The organism is Phaeobacter sp. G2, assembly GCA_025163595.1.
Classification (GTDB): domain Bacteria; phylum Pseudomonadota; class Alphaproteobacteria; order Rhodobacterales; family Rhodobacteraceae; genus Pseudophaeobacter.
In genome coordinates, this window is sequence record CP104100.1 from 2,619,139 (window position 1) to 2,639,278 (window position 20,140).

Below are 20,140 nucleotides of genomic sequence, written 5' to 3' on the forward strand. Positions count from 1 at the left end.
CCGCGAAATAACAAAACCCGCGCCAAATCTGGCGCGGGTTTTATAATGTTAAGTCAAGGCCTTGCTACAAAGAGTTACATCTAAACAGCCTGACCCGTAAACTACGTCTCCCCAAGGGCTTAGGAACAGCCAGAGGTGGAGCCGCAGGTGTTGCACTTCATGCAGGTACCATTACGCACCAGCGTGTAGTTGCCGCATTCGCCGCAGGCTTCGCCCTCATAGCCCTGCATCTTGGCCTTGGTGCGCGCATCCATGCCCGTGACTGGGGCTGCGGTGGTTTCTGGCACCAGGGATTGCAGATCGGAAACCGGATCCGCCGCCGAGAGACCTGCGTTCATTAACCCCGTTCCACCGGTTTGCCCGCCCTGAAGCACCACAAGATCCTGTGGTAGACGCTTGCGCAGATACCCAGTGGAAGAGATCTGTTTCAGCACTTCGAGCGACCGGGTTGCGGCGCTTTCGCTGATTTCCGACAGGTTGGACACGCCTTCTTCCTCGCCGCGGCCAATGTCGTCAAAGGCAGGGCCCTGGGGTTTGACATGCGCCAGATCCGTGCGATCCAGATAGCTCACCGCCAGTTCGCGGAACACATAGTCCAGTACCGAGGTGGCATTTTTGATCGAGTCATTGCCCTGCACCATGCCGGCGGGTTCGAACTTGGTGAAGGTAAAGGCATCGACGAACTCTTCCAGGGGCACGCCGTATTGCAGACCAACCGAGACCGCGATGGCAAAGTTGTTCATCATCGCCCGGAACCCTGCACCCTCTTTGTGCATGTCGATGAAGATCTCACCCAGGGTGCCGCTCTCATATTCGCCGGTCCGCAGGTAGACTTTGTGACCGCCAACAACCGCTTTTTGCGTATAGCCCTTGCGCCGGTGCGGCATCTTGGTGCGGTGGGATTTGATCACTTCCTTGATGACGATCTTCTCGACAATTTTCTCTGCCAGAACAACGGCTTTTTCCTGATTGTTGCCGGTTTCCAGCAGCTCTGCTGCCTCATCGTCATCCTCAACCAGCGCCGCTGCCAGCGGCTGGCTCAGCTTGGAGCCATCACGGTACAACGCATTGGCCTTGACACCCAGGGACCAGCTCAGTTCATAGGCTTTCTGGCACTCTTCGATGGCGGCATCATTGGGCATGTTGATGGTTTTTGAAATCGCCCCGGAGATAAAGCTCTGGGCTGCAGCCATCATGCGGATATGGCTTTCAACGCCAAGAAAACGCTTACCTTTTTTGCCACAAGGGTTGGCGCAGTCAAAGATCTGATAATGCTCTTCTTTCAGATGTGGCGCCCCTTCCAGCGTCATGGTGCCACAGACATGGTCATTGGCGGCGTCGATGTCGGCCTTGCTAAAGCCGAGATGGCGCAGCAAATCAAAGGTGGGATCATTCAGCTTTTTAGCCGGGATGCCCAGTACGCCGGTGCAGAAATCCTCGCCCAGGGTCCACTGGTTGAACACAAAGCGAATGTCAAAAGCTGCTTCCAAGGCACTGTCGATCTTGGACAATTCATTGGGGCCAAAGCCGTGGCCAGCCAGCGAGGTGTGGTTGATACCCGGCGCATTGCCGAGGGACGCATGACCCACCGCGTAAGAGACGATCTCTTCAATCTGCGAGGAGCTATATCCGAGCCCTTCGAGAGCGGAGGGCACCGACCGGTTGATAATTTTGAAGTAGCCGCCACCAGCCAGTTTCTTGAATTTCACCAGGGCAAAGTCCGGCTCAATTCCGGTGGTGTCACAGTCCATTACCAGGCCAATGGTGCCGGTCGGGGCGATGACGGTGGTTTGGGCATTGCGGTAGCCGTGCTTTTCACCCAGCTCCAATGCCTCGTCCCAGGCCCCCATGGCCAGATCCGCAAGCCGCGCATCTGGGCAGCCGGAAATATCCAGCGGCACAGGTGGAACCGAAAGCCCCTCATAGCCCGTAACCTTGCCCATTGCCGCGGTGCGGTGGTTGCGAATGACCTTGAGCATGGCGTCGGCATTGCGGGCATAGCCAGAAAATGCGCCCAGTTCCCCGGCCATCTCAGCCGAGGTGGCATAGGCAACACCAGTCATCAGCGCGGTCAGCGAACCGCAAAGCGCCCGGCCTTCCTCGCTGTCGTAGCCATAGCCCATGTTCATTAGCAAACCGCCGATATTGGCATAGCCCAGGCCCAGGGTTCTGAAGTCATAAGACCGCTGAGCGATCTCTTTGGAGGGGAACTGCGCCATGGTGACCGAGATTTCCAGTGTCACGGTCCATAGACGGCAGGCATGCATGTAGTCCTCAGCCTGGAACTTGCCATCCTTGTAGAAGGTCAACAGGTTCAATGAGGCCAGGTTACAGGCGGTGTCATCCAGAAACATATATTCCGAACACGGGTTTGAGCCGCGAATTTCCCCATCCGCCGGGCAGGTATGCCACTCGTTCACGGTGTCGTGGAACTGAATGCCAGGATCGGCACAGGCCCAGGCCGCATGGCCGACTTTTTCCCACAGATCCCGCGCCTTGACGGTTTTGGCGACCTTGCCATCCGTGCGGTTGATCAGCTGCCAATCGGCATCTTTTTTCACCGCATGCAAAAACGCATTGGTGACCCGGATCGAGTTGTTGGAGTTCTGACCAGAGACAGAATTATAGGCCTCTGAATCCCAGTCGGTATCATAGATCGGGAATTCAATGCTGTCATAACCCTGCTTGGCGTAGTCCAGCACACGTTTGATATAGGTCTCGGGGATGGCAACCTTCTTGGCCTCGCGGACCGCCGTTTTCAGCGCCGGGTTGTTTGCAGGCTCATAGGCATCCTCAGAGGCGCCATCCCAGGACCGGATGGCGGCAAAAATGCTGTTCAGCATCTTCTCATGCATCTTGGAACCGGCCACAATCGAGGCAACTTTCTGCTCTTCGATGACCTTCCATTCGATGAAATCTTCGATATCGGGATGGTCCGCATCCACAATAACCATCTTGGCCGCGCGCCGGGTGGTGCCGCCGGATTTGATCGCCCCCGCAGCGCGGTCGCCAATACGCAGGAAGCCCATCAGACCAGAGGATTTGCCGCCACCCGACAGGGCCTCTCCTTCGCCGCGCAGGTGGCTGAAATTGGTGCCGGTGCCAGAGCCATATTTGAACAGGCGCGCCTCGCGCACCCAAAGATCCATAATGCCGCCCTCGTTGACCAGGTCATCCGCCACGGACTGGATAAAGCAGGCATGGGGCTGCGGGTGCTCATAGGAGCTGGTGGATTTTGTCAGCTTGCCGGTTTTGTAATCAACATAGTGGTGGCCCTGGGCCGGACCATCAATCCCATAGGCCCAGTGCAGACCGGTGTTGAACCATTGTGGGCTATTGGGCGCGGCGCGCTGGGTCGCCAGCATGTGGCGCATTTCGTCAAAATAGGCGCGGGCGTCTTCTTCGCTGGTGAAATAGCCGCCTTTCCAGCCCCAATAGGTCCAGGCCCCCGCCAGACGATCAAACACCTGCTTAGAGGAGGTTTCGCCCCCAGTGGGCACATCCTTGCCAGCGGGAACAGAGCGCCATAGGAATTCGGGTACGCCCTCTTCTTTGACCTTTTTCAGCCGCTCTGGCACGCCGGCTTTGCGAAAATACTTCTGCGCAATGACATCACTGGCAACCTGACTCCAGCTGGAGGGCACCTCGATATTCTCCTGGCGGAACACAATGGTGCCATCCGGGTTTCGAATTTCTGAGGTGGCAGAAATGAAATCCAGAGATTTATAGGCGTCCTGCCCTGACTTGGTGAATTTGCGCTCGATCTTCATGCTCTGCCCCTTGAGATGTTCGTCTCATAACTTCATTGCCGCCACAGCAGCCGCTGTGACCTGTCCGGTCGGAAAGCACATCACAGCTGGCAGGCCTGTTTACGGGCCAACTACACAAGACCTTCGCCGGCCATTTATTGTGGATATGTCTAGTGTTTTCCCATCGTCCCGGCGCTGCAAATCTCACTAGATCTAGTAGCGCCAACTCGAATTCCCACAATTTGGCGTATAGACCCCAAGAGGGTCAACGGATATTTTACCAATTTTAAACCATCTTTACTGTTGACGAAAATTCCCAAAACGCGGCGCTTGCAGTTGCGAGTGATTCACCCACAGGCTACGGCATCGCAGGGGGCAAAAGTTACCAATCCAGCAGCTGGGAAAATTCGGGTAACAGCAACGACTTGTCCCTAGAAGTTGAAAGCGCACCGCACTCCCTTCGCAAAGCCCTGCCAAAAATACCACCAGCGCACGGTCAGCAAAGGCAAGCTTGCCCGGTCCAGCATCAGCCAACAGGCTCTAGGTGGACCTGTGATATCCTTGCACAGATTTTGAGCAACCGATCCCGGACCTGGCGTATAGATCGTTAACACTTTTTAAACCTATTGCCACGCTTTCGCGTCACTTCCTTAAGGAAGGGTTAAGAGCGGCTACAGGGATATTCCAAACTGATTCAGCGCCGCGCTGTGATTCTATGCAGTCCTACCAGAAAGATTGGCAAAGCCTATTAGAGCCCAACCGGAATGCGCGCCGCCCGGGCAGCTATACCTTGAGACAAAACAGATCGATATGAGGTCTGGACTGAGGTGCTAGAAAAAGAAAACGGGCAGTCGCATCTGAATGCGAACTGCCCGTTTTAGGTCCGACCCAATAGGGCCTTCTCTTATAAACACCACCGAAAAGCGCAATGCTTTCAAGTGATTATGGTCGGGGCGGCGAGATTCGAACTCACGACCCCCTGTACCCAAAACAGGTGCGCTACCAGACTGCGCCACGCCCCGGACCGTGCGCTGTTCCTAACGCCAGTGGATTGATTTGAAAACCCCTAACAAGGCCAAATTGGTGCAGTTTTTGAAAAAACTTTGTGGCGCATCTCGGTGCCGATCGAAATTCCATATCTAGCGGCCAAACCACCGTTGATTTCGAGCACAGCAAAGACGTTACTGCCGCCGGGCAGCGGCGTCAGATCACCGGGAACCGCATCCGCCTGCACCCGAATGACTCGACCGGTCTGATCGAGAAAAATGATATCAAGTGGAATGAGGGTATTCTTCATCCAAAAGGCCACGCGCTGCGGCTTTGAATAGACAAAAAGCATACCCGCGCCCCGCGCCATGCTTTCGCGGAACATCAGCCCCTGGGCGCGTTCGGCTTCGTCATCAGCAATTTCAACGGAAAAGGATGTTTGCCCCCAGCTGCCACGCAGCTCCACCCGATCGGGACGACAGTCCGCTGCGAGAACTGGGGCACAAAGGCCCAAGCCACAGAAAAGGGCCAAGGCCGGTGCGGCGAGAGAGGCTCTCAACCGCGCCATGAGATCAGCTGTCCTGACTATTTTCAAGCAGGGCGGCTTCCCAGGCTTGAACTTCGGCAGCCATTTGACCGCGTTTGCCGTCAATCACCCGCACGGCCAGGGCTTCGCCAGGTTGTAGATCCGCCAAGCCAGATTGGCGCAGCACCTCTACATGCAGAAAGACATCTTCGCTGCGACCAAAGATATTGGCAAAACCAAATCCCTTGCCTTTGTTGAACCACTTCACCCGCGCAGGTACCAGCGGTTTGGAGGTCAAATCACTGAGGTCAAAATCGGCAAAATCGCTCAGAACCGGAGACTCCTCGCGCTCTGGCGGATGGATTGCCAGGACTTCGACCGCCTGCACCCCCCGATCGGTGCGATGGGTCACTATTTCGACACGGGTACCATCTGCAACGGAACTCTGTCCGAAATTACGAAGTACATTTACGTGCAACAAAATATCAGGGCCGCCCAGATCGGACACAACAAAACCAAATCCCTTGGTGGGATCAAACCATTTAACGAGGCCTTGGATTTGCTGCAGGCTGCTCAGATCTTCTGCCACTTATCTCATCCACTGCGTATTTTTCATTTTGGTAGTGACGTGATGCGCGATTTCACTGCCTAATTTCAAGCAAAAACCCTCCCATTTGTTAGGAAAGTGCTATTTTCCTTGATAAACCTTAAGGATTAAGTCGCGAAACAGACCATTTGTCCTGTTCGGCATCATAAATCCAAGTAAAACGGTCGTGTAAACGAAAGGCCCCATCCGCCCAAAACTCAATTTCGACAGGTGAAATTCGATACCCACCCCAAAACGGCGGTCTTGGGGGATTCGGCCCCTTGGTGGCTGTCACCTTCGCCACCTCAGCCATCAGGCTGGCACGGCTGTCCAGCGGCCGGGACTGTTTTGAGGCCCAGGCGCCAAGGCGGCTTTTGAGCGAGCGAGAGGCATAATACTCATCCGCCTTTGGCCCCTCCTCGCGGCTGATATTGCCGCGCACGCGGATTTGCCGCCGCAGGGATTTCCAATGCATGACAAAGGAGGCCTTGCCAGCCTGGTCCAGCTCCTGGGCCTTGGCGCTTTCGTAATTTGTATAAAAGACAAAAGCGTCCGCTTCGATCTCTTTCAGCAAGACCATGCGCGAATTGGGCAACCCATTGGAATCAACCGTCGCCAACGCAATCGCATTGGGATCATTGATTTCGGTCTTTTCCGCCTCTGTCAGCCAGGTGCGGGCAATTTCAAATGGGTCATCGCCGGCAAAGATCCCTGAACGTTCGCTCATAAGAGCCTCCTGTCTGTTTTCGTCGGTACACTAGGCAGCACCTTTCAGAACAGCAAGGGCTGCGCGACACGGATCTGGCCTGGACAGCCACCGGGTCAGTTGCAGGAACAATCAAGGTGGCCCCTTGAAGCAGGCGCACCAACATATTAAACGTGTTTAACTTTACGGAACACAGGCGGAGAACCTGAATGTCTAATCAACTGCTGACCGGCAAGCGCGGTCTGATCATGGGCCTGGCCAATGACAAATCGATTGCCTGGGGAATAGCCAAAGCCTGTGCCGATGCGGGTGCTGAGCTGGCCTTTTCCTTTCAGGGCGACGCTCTGAAAAAACGCGTCGTACCGCTGGCCGAACAGCTGGGGAGCGATATCGTTCTGCCCTGCGATGTTTCGGACGAAGCCTCGATGGATGCGCTGTTTGCCTCCTTGCAGGAAAAATGGGGTAAGCTGGACTTTGTGGTTCATGCCATTGGTTTCTCTGACAAGAGCGAGCTGCGCGGCCGCTACGTCGACACCAGCCGCGACAATTTCCAGATGACCATGGATATTTCGGTCTATTCCTTTACCGCCATCGCCAAACGCGCGGAAAAGATGATGGCTGAGGGCGGCTCGATGCTGACGCTCACCTATTATGGCGCCGAGCAGGTGATGCCGCACTATAATGTCATGGGTGTTGCCAAGGCCGCGCTAGAAGCCTCCGTCAAATATCTGGCCGAAGATCTGGGCAAAGACGGCATTCGCGTCAACGCCATCTCGGCTGGTCCGATCAAAACCCTGGCCGCCTCGGGTATTGGTGATTTCCGCTACATCATGAAGTGGAACGAATACAACTCGCCGCTGCGTCGCAATGTGACCACGGATGATGTGGGCAAATCGGCCCTGTACCTGCTGTCTGATCTCAGCTCCGGCGTGACCGGTGAGAACCTGCACGTGGATGCGGGCTATCACGTGGTTGGCATGAAAGCTGTCGACGCGCCTGACATTACAAAATAACCTCTGCTAGATACCCCTCCTGTTCACCCTGCCCCCATTGCCTTCACGGGGCGGAGTGATCAAGAGGCACCACCTTTGACTAGACTGCTTTTTTGATCACTGCGCCCACAGGCCTCCTCCGCGAAGCTCGGCAAAGATCGGATCAGCACCCCCACGCAGCCACTGCCGGAGCCATAAAGATGACAGACCGCCTGCCGCATGAAAAAGGCTTTCATATCAGCTGGGACCAGATCCACCGAGACAGCCGGGCGCTGGCCTGGCGTTTGGATGGACAGGGGCCCGACAATAATGCCTGGCGCGCCGTGGTGGCAATCACCCGTGGCGGCATGGCCCCTGCAATGATCATCGCCCGCGAGCTGGACATCCGCACGGTCGATACCATCAGCGTGAAATCCTATCATTCCGGCGGCGGCAAGGCCGATCAACAGCGCGAAGCCGAAGTGCTGAAAAGCCCCGACCCCGCACTGATGGGCGATGGCGAAGGTATTCTGATCATCGACGATCTGGTGGACAGTGGCAAAACTCTGGAGCTGGTGCGGGCCATGTACCCCAAGGCGCATGTTGCCACCGTCTATGCCAAACCCAAAGGCCGCCCCATGGTTGATACCTTTATCACCGAGGTCAGCCAGGACACCTGGATCTTTTTCCCCTGGGATATGGCGCTGCAATATGTCGAGCCCTATCGCGGCACCTAGATAGACGGCGCGGATTAGACGCAAACGCCTCTCTTGAAATCATAAAACCAGCGCGCCCCTTGGGGCGCGTTTTTCTGTGCACCTCTTTTTCTGGCAAAAGGATTTTGCCCAAAACAGAGTGATTGCCATCGCCCGCCCAAGCCCCTACCAATTCTGAACCAGAAAATCCCTTGAACAGGAGCGGGCATGACCAAGTCGCGCACAGAGGCCACCTTTCTTTCGCCAATTGTCGAATCCCGTCGCTGGGTCGAAGGTGTCACTTTTCCCAGCCAGCGCCCTTTGCTCAACGTCAGCCAGGCCGCCCCGGCGGATCCGCCGCCACTGGGTCTGCGCCAGGCGCTGGCAGAGGCGGCGCTGAACCAAGATGACGCCCATCTTTATGGGGCGGTGCTGGGGCGCGACGGGTTGCGTCAGGCGCTCGCAGACCAGATGAGCAGCCATTACGCGGCTGACATCTCCCCCGCTCAGGTTGGGATCACCTCGGGCTGCAACCAGGCCTTTGCCGCCTCGATTGCATCGCTTTGCGGCGAAGGGGATGAGGTGATCATTCCGGTGCCCTGGTACTTCAACCACAAAATGTGGCTCGATCTCAGCGGCGTCACCGCCCGCCCGCTGCAGGTTGGCGATGATATGCTGCCAAATCTCGACGCCGCGCAGGCGCTGATCACAGCGCGGACCAAGGCCATCGTGCTGGTGACCCCCAACAACCCCACCGGCGTGGAATATCCCGCCGGCCTGCTGCGCGCCTATTTTGATCTGGCCAAATCCCACGGGCTTACCCTGATTGTGGACGAAACCTACCGTGACTTTGACAGCCGCTCAGGGCCACCTCACGCGCTGTTTCAGGATCCGGATTGGGAGCAGACCTTGATCCATCTGTATTCCTTCTCCAAAGCCTACCGTTTGACCGGCCACCGGGTTGGCGCCATCGCCGCAGCGCCGCAGCGCCTGTTTGAGATGGAGAAGTTTCTCGACACCGTTACCATCTGCCCGTCGCAGCTGGGACAGATCGGCGCGCAATGGGGTATTCACAACTTACAAGACTGGCTGGCTGGGGAACGGTCTGAAATCCTGGCCCGCAAACAGGCCATCATCGACCACTTCCCCAGCCTGCAAGCCCAGGGGTGGAAGCTGTTGGGATGCGGCGCCTATTTTGCCTATGTTGAACATCCCTTCGAAGCCCCCGCCGAAGAGATTGCCAAAAAACTGGTCACCGATGCCTCCGTGCTGATGTTGCCCGGCACCATGTTTATGCCGGAAGGCAGCAAACCTGCCGCGCGTCAGTTCCGCATAGCCTTTGCCAATGTGGATGCCGACGGAATAGCCGAGCTGTTCTCGCGGTTGTGCAACTTCACCCCGTAGGAGGCCAGAGCAACCAGATCTGGCGGCATTTCTCCCAGCCATTGGCCCAGATCCCCGTCAAAGCGCCTTATTCAAGTGGTTGGGAGGCCGCTGGATCTTGCTCCCCTTGGGGTGGCAGCGTATGCAAGGTGCGAATTCTTTTGAAGAGGCAGCCCCCAGGCGAAAATCTCGCGGCGCCTTTCTGAACCGAAAACAACGAGGGCAGCATGGCCACAAGCATAAAAAAACTATCCAATACCTTTGTTTGGATCCTTATGGGCTTGCTGATTGTGGGCCTTGCCGGCTTTGGCGCGGTCAACTTTAGCAGCTCGATGTCCGCCATTGCCCTTGTTGGCGAGGAAGAGGTCACCGTTGACGAATACCTGCGCGAGATGCAGCGCGAACAGCGTGCGCTGCAGGCCCAGGGCGGTCAGAGCCTGACCTTTGCCCAAATGGCGGCCTTTGGTCTGGACCAGGCGGTTTTGAGCCGTCTGATCTCCATCGCCTCCATTGATAACGAAGTCAAAAGCCTCGGCATTTCTGTTGGCGATGACAATCTGCGCCAAGAGCTGGCCGAAATCCCGGCCTTTCAGGACGCCAGCGGCAAATTCGACAGGCAGGCGTATAAATTTGCGCTGCAGAACGTCAACCTGACCGAAAGCGATTTTGAGGCCGATCTGCGCCGCGAATCCGCCCGGACCCTGGTGCAAGGCGCCATCGTGGTCGGTGCCAAAATGCCGAACACCATGACCAAAACCATGACCGATTACATCGGTGCGCGCCGCAGTTTCTCTTATGTGCCGTTTAGCCCGGATCAGATCGCCCTGATCCAGGTGGTGCCAGACGACGCGGAGCTCAAGGCATTTTATGACGCCAACACGGCGCAGTTCACCCTGCCCGAAACCAAACGCATCACCTATGCGCACCTCAGCCCTGATATGATCCTGGACACCGTCGAGGTCGCAGAAGAGGCCCTGCGCGCACTTTATGCCGAACGCAGCGACCAGTATCAGGTGGCCGAGCGTCGCCTGGTGGAACGTCTGGTTTTTGCCGATGAGGCCAGCGCCACCGCTGCCAAGGCACAGCTGGATGCCGCTGAGACAACCTTTGAAGCTCTGGTCGAGGCGCGCGGTCTGTCGCTGCAGGATATCGACCTTGGCGATGTAACACAGCCCGCCCTGAGCGCGGCAGGCGAAGCGGTGTTTGCCGCTGCGGTGCATGATGTCACCGGTCCGCTGCCTTCCGATCTTGGCCCTGCCCTGTACCGGATCAATGGTCGCCTTGAGGCCCAGCTCACCACCTTTGAGCAGGCCCTGCCTGATCTGCGCGACGAGCTGGCAGCGGATCGCGCCCGCCGCCTGATCGAACAGCAGGCCGAAGACATCAACGATCTGCTTGCCGGCGGTGCAACGCTGGAAGATCTGGCAAATGAAAGCGAAATGGAAGTCGCCAGCCTGGGCTGGAGCGGCGACACCGGCGAAGGCATCACCGCCTATGAGGGCTTCCGTACCGCTGCCAGCGTGGTGACACTGGAAGATTTCCCCTCGGCCGAATTCCTCGAGGATGGTAGCCTGTTTGCGCTGCGCCTTGATGAGATCCTGCCGGAACGCCCCGAAGCCTTTGAAGAGGCCAAACAAAAGGTACTGGCCGCGTGGGAAGCCGATCGCGTTGCGACGGCGCTGCAGGCACAGGCGGACGCCCTGCTGGCGGCCACCTCTGAAACCGGCGATTTCCCCGAAGGCACCCAGGTCCAGACCGAAACCGGCCTCACCCGGACCGCTTACCTCGACAATACCCCAGCCGATATGATGAACCAGATCTTCACCATGGCGCCAGGGGATCTGAAAGTGATCAAAGGCGAGGCCAGCACCGTTGTGGTCCGTCTGGATGAGATCCTTGCCGCCGAGGACAACGAGGAGACGCGGCTCCTGGCAGAGGCTTTGGGCACCCAATTGGACCAGGCCGTCTCCGAGGCGCTGTTCTCTGCCTTTATCAGCGCCGCACAGCTGCGTGCAGCACCACGCGTTGATGAACAGGCGCTCAACGCCGTTATGACGAACTATCAGTAAACAAGTGAGACCCGCCCAATGGCTTTGACCCCAGATTTTGCGCGCTTTGCCACGGCCTATGAGAGCGGTGAAAACCAGGTTGTCTATACGCGGCTTGCCGCAGATCTGGACACCCCCGTTTCTTTGATGCTCAAGCTCACAGGCGCCCAGAAGGACGCCTTTATGCTGGAATCCGTAACCGGTGGTGAGGTGCGCGGACGCTACTCCATCATCGGCATGAAGCCGGATCTGGTCTGGCGCAGCCATGGGGAGGCCTCGGCGCTCAATCGCTCGGCCCGGTTTGACCCGGATGCGTTTGAGCCGCAGGAGGGTAATCCGCTCGACAATCTGCGCGCGCTGCTGGCCGAAAGCAAAATCGACCTGCCCGAGGATATGCCCCAGGCCGCTGCCGGCCTGTTTGGCTATCTGGGCTATGACATGGTGCGCCATGTGGAACATCTGCCGGATGTGAACCCCGACCCGCTAGGCCTGCCGGATGCGGTGATGATGCGCCCCTCGGTGATCGCAGTTCTGGACGGTGTCAAAGGTGAGGTCACCGTGGTGTCTCCGGCCTGGGTGAGCGAGGGCCAGACCGCCCGCGCCGCCTATGCCCAGGCAGCGGAACGGGTCATGGATGCGGTGCGCGATCTGGAACGGGCGATGCCCGCAGAAACCCGCGATCTGGGCGAGGCCCGCGAGATCGCGCCGCCGGTATCGAATTTCACCAAATCCGGCTATATGGAAGCGGTGGAAAAGGCCAAGGACTACATCCGGGCCGGCGATATCTTTCAGGTGGTTCCTGCACAGCGCTGGAGCCAGGACTTCCCGCTGCCTCCCTTTGCGCTCTATCGCTCATTGCGGCGCACCAACCCGTCGCCTTTCATGTTCTATTTCAACTTTGGTGGCTTCCAGGTGATCGGTGCCAGCCCGGAAATCCTGGTTCGGGTCTTTGGCAATGAGGTCACCATTCGCCCCATCGCAGGCACCCGCCCCCGCGGCGAGACCGCCGAACAGGACAAGGCCAACGAGCTGGATCTATTGGCCGACAAAAAGGAGCTGGCCGAGCATCTGATGCTGCTGGATCTGGGGCGCAATGACACCGGCCGGGTTGCCAAGATCGGCACCGTCAAACCCACTGAGCAGTTCATCATCGAACGCTACAGCCATGTGATGCATATCGTCTCCAACGTGGTGGGTGAGCTGCACGAAGACAAAGACGCCCTGGATGCGTTTTTTGCCGGAATGCCTGCGGGCACGGTTTCCGGCGCGCCCAAAGTGCGGGCGATGGAGATCATCGACGAGCTGGAACCGGAAAAACGGGGTGTCTATGGCGGCGGTGTTGGCTATTTTTCAGCCGGGGGGGACATGGATATGTGCATTGCCCTGCGGACCGCCATCGTCAAGGACCAGACGCTTTATGTGCAGGCCGGTGGTGGTGTTGTCTATGACAGCGACCCAGAGGCCGAATACATGGAAACCGTGCATAAATCCAACGCCATCCGCCGGGCTGCAGCCGATGCGGCGCGCTTTGTCGGCAATGGAAACAGCTGACCGCGACAGGCGATCCTCAATATCGACAGTATAAAAGGGCCTCCCGCTGGAGGCCCTTTGTCATTTTGTGCGGCTCTGGTGTTGGCGCACTGGGGCTGGCCCCGGCCCTATTGGGGGCCTGGCCCTGGCCTTATGTTAGGTTCCCGCTCAGTCAGCCGCGGGAAGAGCGGCCTTGAGCCCGGCTGAAATGGGCGCCAGGCCCACCTGGCTGGCACGATCCTGCAAGCCCCACAGCAACAGCGCCGAAATGGTATCCGGGCGCAACCGGCCCAGCATGATCACAGCGCCTTCCTGGCGGGCGCGAAAGGCCGCCTGGTCCAGGAACCGGCGAATGGCGCGCGGGTTTTGTCCGGCTCCGTCAAAATCACGAAACACCACGCCCGCTGGCATACCATCGCGCAGGGCCAGCTTTTGCACCGTGTTCAGCCCGCTGTTCTGGGTCACCATGCCATAGCCCGTGGCCTTCATCACCGCCACCATCTGGTCCGCCAGCGGCCGGTTGCCCTGAAACCCGGTGTCGACTCCTTCCAGGATACCAACCGCCTGGGGCAATTGCTGCATCCAGACCCCCATGGCGGTTTCAGCGTCCTGCGGGCTGGCCTCACGCGGCAGGTCGGCAAGGATCAGCACCTCAAACCCGGCGGCGCGGCGCGCCTTCATCTTTTCTGCAGCCTTTGGATCCTGAGGAGAAATTGCAAAGGTCAGCGGATAGGGGAAATCCTGCAACGCTTCGGCGCCAATTGCGGCCGCGTCATCTATCAATACGATGGACATCAAGGGTCGGTTATCCAGCGCGACAAAAGCCTCGGCGTTAACCTCAAAGGGGCGACCCTCGGCCAGAACCGCCTCTGAGGGGGCCGCGTCATCGCCGGCAATCAAAGTCGGTGTGCTGCTGCGTTCGGTCAGCGGAACCACACGGGTGCCGAGGCGTGCCCCCAGCTCCCCGCCAGAGGTTGCTCCCTCGGCAGAGGCCAATTGCTGTTCATCAGCCTCTTCGTCAGCCACCAAAGCAGCTGCGCTCTCTTGCTGGCTTGGATCCACCTCTGCTTGCGCTTCGCCGCCTTCTGGCTGCGACGGTGTCACAGCTGTAGCAGATATGCTGGGCAGGGCCGTGGCCACCGGCGCTGTCCCGATTTCTGGCCCCAGAGAACCCGACCCAGAAGGAGTCGCCACTACAGGAGCAGTGATCCCCGGGCGCGGTTGGCTGGCATCTGCTTGGGTGGCGGCTGGTTGGGTGGCGTCTGCTGTTTCCGTATCGGCGGTTTCCACTGCGGGGCTGTCTGCCCTCATGCCGGGTGCTTCCGTAATTTTTGTGCCCACCCTGACAGTCGTGGTATCGCCAGTACCGCTGGCCCCTTGCGAGGGAGCTGCTTGTTCGGACAGGGGCAATGATTCCATTGGCGCCGATTCTGTGGTCGTTTCTGTCGAGACTGGCGGTGCTGGCACTGCTGCTGTCTCGGTGGAGACAACCGGCCCCTGTTCCTGGGCCGGGGCATTGGGGGCTACGCTGCTCTCGGTCTCCGCTGTGACGGTGCTTGGCACCTGTGGCAGGCTCTGCACCCCTGCCCCTTGGCTCATATCGCCGGGGCTGGCCCCCTCCGCGGTGGCCACCACGGGCCGTGATCCGGGGTTGGTGTCAAGAACGGCAACTGGACTGGCGTCCTCGGTGCCGGAGTTTGTGGGGAGGCTGGGGGCTGCTTCCACCAGATCGGCATCGCGACGTTCACTGGCCTCAGGTGCCTGTGTCGCGGCGGCTTTGGGCGGGTTGGATTGATCCGGCAGTGTTGCATCAACCTGCACACGGCTCGGCAAAGGAGACGACAACGACACCATTGCTGCCCCGCCAACGGCCACCAGTGCACCGATACTCACGCCTCCGAGAAACCCTTTCATCGCAGTCTTGCCTCTCATCACCTGTTTCCACCCTGTCACCGGGCTGGTTTATCCTCAAAGCCACAGACAACAAACTGTGCATCTGCACCGGATTTGCTACCTGTTTGGTACCTTGTCAGGTCAGGCACTGCGCCAATTGACCGTCCTGCTCTTGACGCTGCCGCGCAAGCCTGAACAAGTATACCGAAACCACTATACTGCGGCGCCCCCCTCGCCCGCCACCCATAAAAGAGCCCACCAAGATGCTGCTGCTAATCGACAACTACGACTCCTTTACCTACAACCTTGTGCACTATCTGGGAGAGCTCGGCGCCGAGATGGAGGTCCATCGCAATGATGCCCTCAGCGTGCAGGAGGCCATGGCGTTAAATCCGGCAGGCATCCTGCTGTCGCCTGGCCCCAAGGCCCCGGAACAGGCCGGTATTTGCCTGGCGCTGACCCTGGCCGCCGCAGAAACCAGAACGCCGCTGCTTGGGGTTTGCCTGGGGCATCAAACCATCGGCCAAGCCTTTGGTGGCAATGTGGTCCGCTGTCACGAGATCGTGCATGGCAAGATGGGCAAGGTACAGCACAACAACTCCGGGCTATTTGCCGGGCTGCCCAGCCCGTTTGAGGCAACCCGCTATCATTCTCTGGTGGTGGATCGCGAAACCCTGCCCGAATGTCTGGACATCACCGCCGAGCTGGAAGATGGCACCATCATGGGGCTGCAGCACAAAGAGCTGCCAATGCACGGGGTTCAGTTCCACCCCGAATCCATCGCCTCCGAGCACGGCCATGCTCTGCTCAAGAACTTCCTCGATGACATGAAGGTGCCCGCATGAGCGATCTGATCAAACCGCTGATTGGTGCCGCCGCCGACCGCCCCCTGAGCCGCGATGAGGCGACCCAGGCCTTTACCCTGTTGTTTGAAGGCGAAGCCACTCCCAGCCAGATTGGCGGTATCCTGATGGCGCTGCGCACCCGTGGCGAAACCGTTGATGAATATGCCGCTGCGGCCTCGGTCATGCGGTCCAAATGTAATCCTGTGAAAGCCCCCGCCGGGGCCATGGATATTGTCGGCACCGGCGGCGACGGCAAACATACCTTGAATATCTCCACCGCCACCGCCTTTGTCACCGCAGGCGCCGGGGTTGTGGTCGCCAAACATGGCAACCGCAACCTGTCGTCACGCTCTGGCACGGCGGATGTGCAGGCGCAGATGGGCATCAATGTCATGGTACCGCCAAAGGTGGTCGAAGAGGCGCTGGACCATTGCGGCATCGCCTTCATGATGGCGCCTATGCACCACCCGGCCGTTGCACATGTGATGCCAACCCGTCAGGAGCTGGGCACAAGAACGATCTTTAACATATTGGGACCATTGACCAATCCTGCCGGTGTCAAACGTCAGCTCACCGGTGCATTTAGCCGCGAACTGATCCGCCCCATGGCGGAAACCCTGGGCCAGCTCGGGTCCGAGCGCGCCTGGTTGGTGCATGGATCTGACGGCACTGATGAGCTGACCATCACCGGGATCAGCTGGGTCTCCGCGCTGGAAGAAGACGGGTCGATCAATGATTTCGAACTGCACCCGGAACAGGCCGGCCTGCCCGTACATCCCTTTGAGGCCATCGTTGGCGGCAGCCCCGCAGACAATGCTGCGGCCTTCCGCGCCTTGTTGGACGGTGAAAAAGGCGCCTACCGTGATGCTGTTCTGTTGAACGCAGCCTCGGCACTGGTGGTTGCGAATGCGGCCAGCTCTTTGAAAGAAGCTGTTGAAAAGGCGATAGAAAGCATCGATTCTGGTGCGGCCAAGAATAAGCTGGAAGCCTTGGCAAAAATCACCACGGCCGCCGCCGTATGAGTACAGCTGCTGGCTCAGCCCCAAGCGCACCCCAGTTAGGTGACTGGGGCGATCTGGCGTTTTTCTCCCAGGACTGGCCGGCAATCAAAGCGCAGCTGGATGCGGAAACTCGGGCCATTTTGCCGCCAAACTCGGTGCGCTTTGCGGCGCTTGAACTGACGCCGCTGAACAACACCCGTGTGGTCATCTTGGGACAGGATCCCTATCCGACGCCGGGTCACGCCAATGGGCTGGCCTTTTCAGTCGCGCCTGACGTGCGGCCTCTGCCACGGTCTCTTTCTAACATTTACAAAGAGTTGCAGGAGGATATTGGCGCCCATCCAGCCACTGGAGATTTGCAAAACTGGGCCCGACAGGGCGTTTTGCTACTCAACACCGCACTCTCGGTGCCCGGTGGAGAGGCCAATGGGCACAAAGATCTGGGCTGGGAGAAGCTGGTTCAACAGGTGCTCGCCAGGACCTCGCAAAGACCCACTGCCTATGTATTCTGGGGAAAACAGGCGCAGAGACTTGAAAAACACCTCCATCCGGGCGATCACCTTATACTGAGGACTGCCCACCCATCTCCGCTATCTGCCCATCGCGGCTTCTTTGGGTCAGGGGTGTTTTCAAAGATCAATAGCTGGCTTGCCGCACGCGGATCACAGCCAATCGACTGGACGATCTAAGGGTAGACATGACACAACACAATGACAGGAGGCAGGACCATGGCTGAAAATGTGCTGGATAAGATCAAGGCCTATAAGCTGGAAGAAATCGCCGCTGACAAAGCCGCCAAGCCATTAGCCGAAGTCGAAGCCGAAGCCCGCGACGCCTCAGCCCCCAGGGGGTTTGCGGAAGCGCTCTCCAGTGCTGCCCGCGATGGCTATGGGTTGATTGCAGAAATCAAAAAGGCCAGCCCTTCCAAGGGGTTGATCCGGGAGGATTTCGATCCTGCCGCGTTGGCACAAGCCTATGAACAGGGCGGCGCTGCCTGCCTGTCGGTCCTAACGGATACGCCAAGCTTTCAAGGCGCCAAATCCTTCTTGGTGGAGGCGCGCTCGGCCTGTTCCCTGCCCGCCCTGCGCAAAGATTTTATGTATGATACCTATCAGGTTGCCGAGGCCCGCGCCCTGGGTGCCGATTGCATCCTGATCATTCTCGCCTCGGTTACCGATGCACAGGCCGCCGAGCTGGAAGACTGTGCGATGGAATGGGGGATGGATGTGCTGCTTGAGGTCCATGACGAGGCCGAGCTGGAGCGTGCCAGCCTGCTGAAATCCCCGCTAATGGGGATCAACAACCGCAATCTAAAAACCTTTGAGACAACATTGGACACCACTCGCCATTTGTCGCGGTTGGTGCCCGCCGGGCGCAGTATCGTCTGCGAAAGCGGCCTTTCCACGCCACAGGATCTGGCGGATATGGCCCGTTATGGCGCCCGCACGTTCCTGATTGGGGAATCCTTGATGCGTCAAGACGACGTGGCACTGGCCACCCGCACCCTGCTGGCTGACCCTCTGACCCCCGGGGCACTGTGACATGGCTCTGACCCATTTTGACACCAAGGGCGACGCCCATATGGTAGATGTCTCCGACAAGGCGGTCACCGCGCGCGTGGCCGTGGCCGAGGGTCACATCACCATGGCACCGGAAACCTTTGAAATCATTTCCCAAGGCAAAGCCAAAAAGGGCGATGTACTGAGCGTTGCGCGGCTGGCAGGCATCATGGGGGCAAAAAAGACGCCCGACCTGATCCCCCTGTGCCATCCGCTCGCTATTTCCAAAGTCGCTGTTGATCTGACCTTGGATCCCGACCTGCCCGGTGTCCGGGTAGAGGCCACAGTCAAAACCACCGGTCAAACCGGTGTTGAAATGGAGGCCCTGACGGCAGTATCAGTTGCCTGTCTCACCGTCTATGACATGGCCAAGGCCGTGGACAAGGAAATGCAGATCGGTGGCACCAGAGTTGTGCTAAAAGATGGCGGAAAATCAGGGCGGTACGAGGCTTAGATGATTTCAGTTTCCGAGGCCCGCGCGGCTCTTTTACGGCTCATCTCGGTGACCGAAATAGAACAGGTTCCACTGGCCGAGGCCAATGGACGGGTCTTGGCTCAGCCGGTCAGCGCTGTGCGCGACCAGCCTCCCTTTTCCGCCTCGGCGATGGATGGCTATGCGGTCAAACGAGACGAAGTTGAGCTGCACGCCATGTTTCAGGTCATCGGTGAGGCCGCAGCCGGGCATCGCTTTGAGGGCCGCCTAAAGGCTGGTCAGACGGTACGGATTTTCACCGGCGCGCCGGTGCCGGATGGTGCTGATTTTGTGGTTATCCAAGAGGATGTCGACCGCAAGAAAGACCTGATCACCATTCTCGATCAACCCGGCGCTTCGGACAATATCCGCCCCCGTGGCGGTGATTTCACCATCGGCCAAACCGTCAATGCGCCGCGTCTGCTGCGCCCTTCTGATGTGGCGCTTTTGGCGGCGATGAATATCCCCAAGGTGCCCGTCTACCGCCGCCCGGTTGTCGCATTGATCTCTACCGGTGATGAGTTGGTGATGCCCGGCGGCACCCCTGGCCCGGATCAGATCATCGCCTCAAATACCTTTGGTCTCAAGGCGATGCTGGAAGAGTTTGGCGCAGAAGTGCGGATTTTGCCCATCGCCAAAGACAGTGACACGTCGTTGAAAATGGCTTTCTCTCTGGCCCGTGACGTTGATCTGGTTGTCACCATCGGCGGCGCCTCGGTTGGCGATCACGATCTGGTCGCCAAGGTCTCCGCTGATCTTGGGATGGAGCGTAGCTTTTACAAGGTTGCCATGCGTCCTGGCAAGCCGTTGATGGCCGGGCGCATGGGCAAGGCTACTATGGTCGGATTGCCTGGAAACCCCGTTTCTGCAATGGTTTGCGGGCATATCTTCTTGCGCCCCATGATCCAAAGCATGTTAGGTTTTGAGGCTCAAGAAGAGAGCCTGCAAACCGCAGCCCTTACCCATGACTTAGCTGCCAACGGACCCAGGGAACACTACATGCGGGCGACAGTTGCCGCCGGAGAAATCACCGTTTCGCCCAGACAGGACAGCGCACTTTTGACCATTCTGGCCGATGCCAACGCCTTGCTCGTCCTGCCGCCCCATGCGCCTGCGCAGCGCTGCGGTGACACTCTGCACTACCTGCCAATTTAACCGCCCCCAAGCGGCAGGCGTAGCGGAACCCTCA

Annotated in this window: 16 protein-coding genes and 1 tRNA gene; 11 read left to right on the forward strand and 6 right to left on the reverse strand. The window is 58.5% G+C overall.

The window, feature by feature from the left end; translation table 11 throughout:
• Positions 1–119: 119 nt before the first annotated feature.
• The 5 genes from N1037_12495 to pdxH form a co-directional block, all read right to left on the reverse strand.
• Complete coding sequence (locus N1037_12495) at positions 120–3,770, reverse strand: vitamin B12-dependent ribonucleotide reductase (protein ID UWS78104.1); 3,651 nt, start codon at positions 3,768–3,770, stop codon at positions 120–122.
• A gap of 924 nt (positions 3,771–4,694) precedes the next feature.
• Positions 4,695–4,771: transfer RNA gene (locus N1037_12500), tRNA-Pro, on the reverse strand.
• A 44-nt stretch (positions 4,772–4,815) separates the two neighbouring features.
• Positions 4,816–5,304: a DUF192 domain-containing protein gene (locus N1037_12505; protein ID UWS78105.1), complete on the reverse strand. Its 489-nt coding sequence runs from the start codon at positions 5,302–5,304 to the stop codon at positions 4,816–4,818.
• 4 nt (positions 5,305–5,308) lie between these two features.
• Positions 5,309–5,851: a cold shock domain-containing protein gene (locus N1037_12510; protein UWS78106.1), complete on the reverse strand. Its 543-nt coding sequence runs from the start codon at positions 5,849–5,851 to the stop codon at positions 5,309–5,311.
• A gap of 118 nt (positions 5,852–5,969) precedes the next feature.
• Complete coding sequence (gene pdxH / locus N1037_12515; protein UWS78107.1) at positions 5,970–6,575, reverse strand: pyridoxamine 5'-phosphate oxidase; 606 nt, start codon at positions 6,573–6,575, stop codon at positions 5,970–5,972.
• Between the two features lie 188 nt (positions 6,576–6,763).
• On the opposite strand from pdxH, the gene fabI reads away from it, so the two are divergent.
• From fabI to trpE, 5 genes are all read left to right on the forward strand, one after another.
• On the forward strand, positions 6,764–7,567 hold the full coding sequence (fabI, locus tag N1037_12520; protein ID UWS78108.1) for an enoyl-ACP reductase FabI: 804 nt from the start codon (positions 6,764–6,766) through the stop codon (positions 7,565–7,567).
• A 179-nt stretch (positions 7,568–7,746) separates the two neighbouring features.
• A complete protein-coding gene (gpt, locus tag N1037_12525; GenBank protein UWS78109.1) occupies positions 7,747–8,262 on the forward strand; it encodes a xanthine phosphoribosyltransferase in 516 nt (171 codons plus the stop codon).
• 186 nt (positions 8,263–8,448) lie between these two features.
• Positions 8,449–9,624 carry an aminotransferase gene (locus N1037_12530; GenBank protein ID UWS78110.1) on the forward strand — a complete coding sequence of 392 codons (1,176 nt, stop codon included), beginning with the start codon at positions 8,449–8,451 and terminating at the stop codon, positions 9,622–9,624.
• 206 nt (positions 9,625–9,830) lie between these two features.
• Complete coding sequence (locus N1037_12535) at positions 9,831–11,672, forward strand: peptidylprolyl isomerase (GenBank protein ID UWS78111.1); 1,842 nt, start codon at positions 9,831–9,833, stop codon at positions 11,670–11,672.
• A gap of 18 nt (positions 11,673–11,690) precedes the next feature.
• The gene (trpE, locus tag N1037_12540; GenBank protein UWS78112.1) at positions 11,691–13,202 is read left to right on the forward strand and encodes an anthranilate synthase component I; all 1,512 of its coding nucleotides are present in this window, start codon (positions 11,691–11,693) and stop codon (positions 13,200–13,202) included.
• Between the two features lie 147 nt (positions 13,203–13,349).
• Here trpE and N1037_12545 read toward each other — a convergent pair whose 3' ends face one another.
• A complete protein-coding gene (locus tag N1037_12545) occupies positions 13,350–15,113 on the reverse strand; it encodes a divergent polysaccharide deacetylase family protein (GenBank protein ID UWS78113.1) in 1,764 nt (587 codons plus the stop codon).
• A gap of 224 nt (positions 15,114–15,337) precedes the next feature.
• Between N1037_12545 and N1037_12550 the strand changes: the two genes are divergently transcribed.
• Genes N1037_12550 through N1037_12575 form a run of 6 tightly spaced genes read left to right on the forward strand, consistent with a single transcriptional unit; the run spans position 15,338 to position 20,106 of the window.
• Positions 15,338–15,919: an aminodeoxychorismate/anthranilate synthase component II gene (locus N1037_12550; protein UWS78114.1), complete on the forward strand. Its 582-nt coding sequence runs from the start codon at positions 15,338–15,340 to the stop codon at positions 15,917–15,919.
• Positions 15,916–16,941: an anthranilate phosphoribosyltransferase gene (trpD, locus tag N1037_12555; GenBank protein ID UWS78115.1), complete on the forward strand. Its 1,026-nt coding sequence runs from the start codon at positions 15,916–15,918 to the stop codon at positions 16,939–16,941. Before N1037_12550 ends, trpD begins: the two co-directional genes overlap by 4 nt.
• Positions 16,938–17,609 carry a uracil-DNA glycosylase gene (locus N1037_12560; protein ID UWS78116.1) on the forward strand — a complete coding sequence of 224 codons (672 nt, stop codon included), beginning with the start codon at positions 16,938–16,940 and terminating at the stop codon, positions 17,607–17,609. Before trpD ends, N1037_12560 begins: the two co-directional genes overlap by 4 nt.
• Positions 17,610–17,648: 39 nt before the next feature.
• Positions 17,649–18,461 (forward strand): indole-3-glycerol phosphate synthase TrpC, encoded by an 813-nt coding sequence (gene trpC, locus N1037_12565; protein UWS78117.1) that lies wholly within the window; start codon positions 17,649–17,651, stop codon positions 18,459–18,461.
• Between the two features lies 1 nt (position 18,462).
• Positions 18,463–18,933 carry a cyclic pyranopterin monophosphate synthase MoaC gene (gene moaC / locus N1037_12570; GenBank protein ID UWS78118.1) on the forward strand — a complete coding sequence of 157 codons (471 nt, stop codon included), beginning with the start codon at positions 18,463–18,465 and terminating at the stop codon, positions 18,931–18,933.
• The gene (locus tag N1037_12575) at positions 18,934–20,106 is read left to right on the forward strand and encodes a molybdopterin molybdotransferase MoeA (protein UWS78119.1); all 1,173 of its coding nucleotides are present in this window, start codon (positions 18,934–18,936) and stop codon (positions 20,104–20,106) included. It abuts the gene before it with no gap.
• Positions 20,107–20,140 lie beyond the last annotated feature (34 nt).

Bases quoted from the DNA above. Each gene is read 5' to 3' on its own strand.
- pdxH (UWS78107.1), bottom strand. From the start codon at position 6,575: ATGAGCGAACGTTCAGGGATCTTTGCCGGCGATGACCCATTTGAAATT.
- N1037_12530 (UWS78110.1), top strand. From the start codon at position 8,449: ATGACCAAGTCGCGCACAGAGGCCACCTTTCTTTCGCCAATTGTCGAA.
- N1037_12575 (UWS78119.1), top strand. From the start codon at position 18,934: ATGATTTCAGTTTCCGAGGCCCGCGCGGCTCTTTTACGGCTCATCTCG.
- trpE (UWS78112.1), top strand. From the start codon at position 11,691: ATGGCTTTGACCCCAGATTTTGCGCGCTTTGCCACGGCCTATGAGAGC.
- trpD (UWS78115.1), top strand. From the start codon at position 15,916: ATGAGCGATCTGATCAAACCGCTGATTGGTGCCGCCGCCGACCGCCCC.
- N1037_12550 (UWS78114.1), top strand. From the start codon at position 15,338: ATGCTGCTGCTAATCGACAACTACGACTCCTTTACCTACAACCTTGTG.
- fabI (UWS78108.1), top strand. From the start codon at position 6,764: ATGTCTAATCAACTGCTGACCGGCAAGCGCGGTCTGATCATGGGCCTG.
- gpt (UWS78109.1), top strand. From the start codon at position 7,747: ATGACAGACCGCCTGCCGCATGAAAAAGGCTTTCATATCAGCTGGGAC.
- moaC (UWS78118.1), top strand. From the start codon at position 18,463: ATGGCTCTGACCCATTTTGACACCAAGGGCGACGCCCATATGGTAGAT.
- N1037_12545 (UWS78113.1), bottom strand. From the start codon at position 15,113: ATGAGAGGCAAGACTGCGATGAAAGGGTTTCTCGGAGGCGTGAGTATC.
- trpC (UWS78117.1), top strand. From the start codon at position 17,649: ATGGCTGAAAATGTGCTGGATAAGATCAAGGCCTATAAGCTGGAAGAA.
- N1037_12535 (UWS78111.1), top strand. From the start codon at position 9,831: ATGGCCACAAGCATAAAAAAACTATCCAATACCTTTGTTTGGATCCTT.
- N1037_12495 (UWS78104.1), bottom strand. From the start codon at position 3,770: ATGAAGATCGAGCGCAAATTCACCAAGTCAGGGCAGGACGCCTATAAA.
- N1037_12560 (UWS78116.1), top strand. From the start codon at position 16,938: ATGAGTACAGCTGCTGGCTCAGCCCCAAGCGCACCCCAGTTAGGTGAC.
- N1037_12505 (UWS78105.1), bottom strand. From the start codon at position 5,304: ATGGCGCGGTTGAGAGCCTCTCTCGCCGCACCGGCCTTGGCCCTTTTC.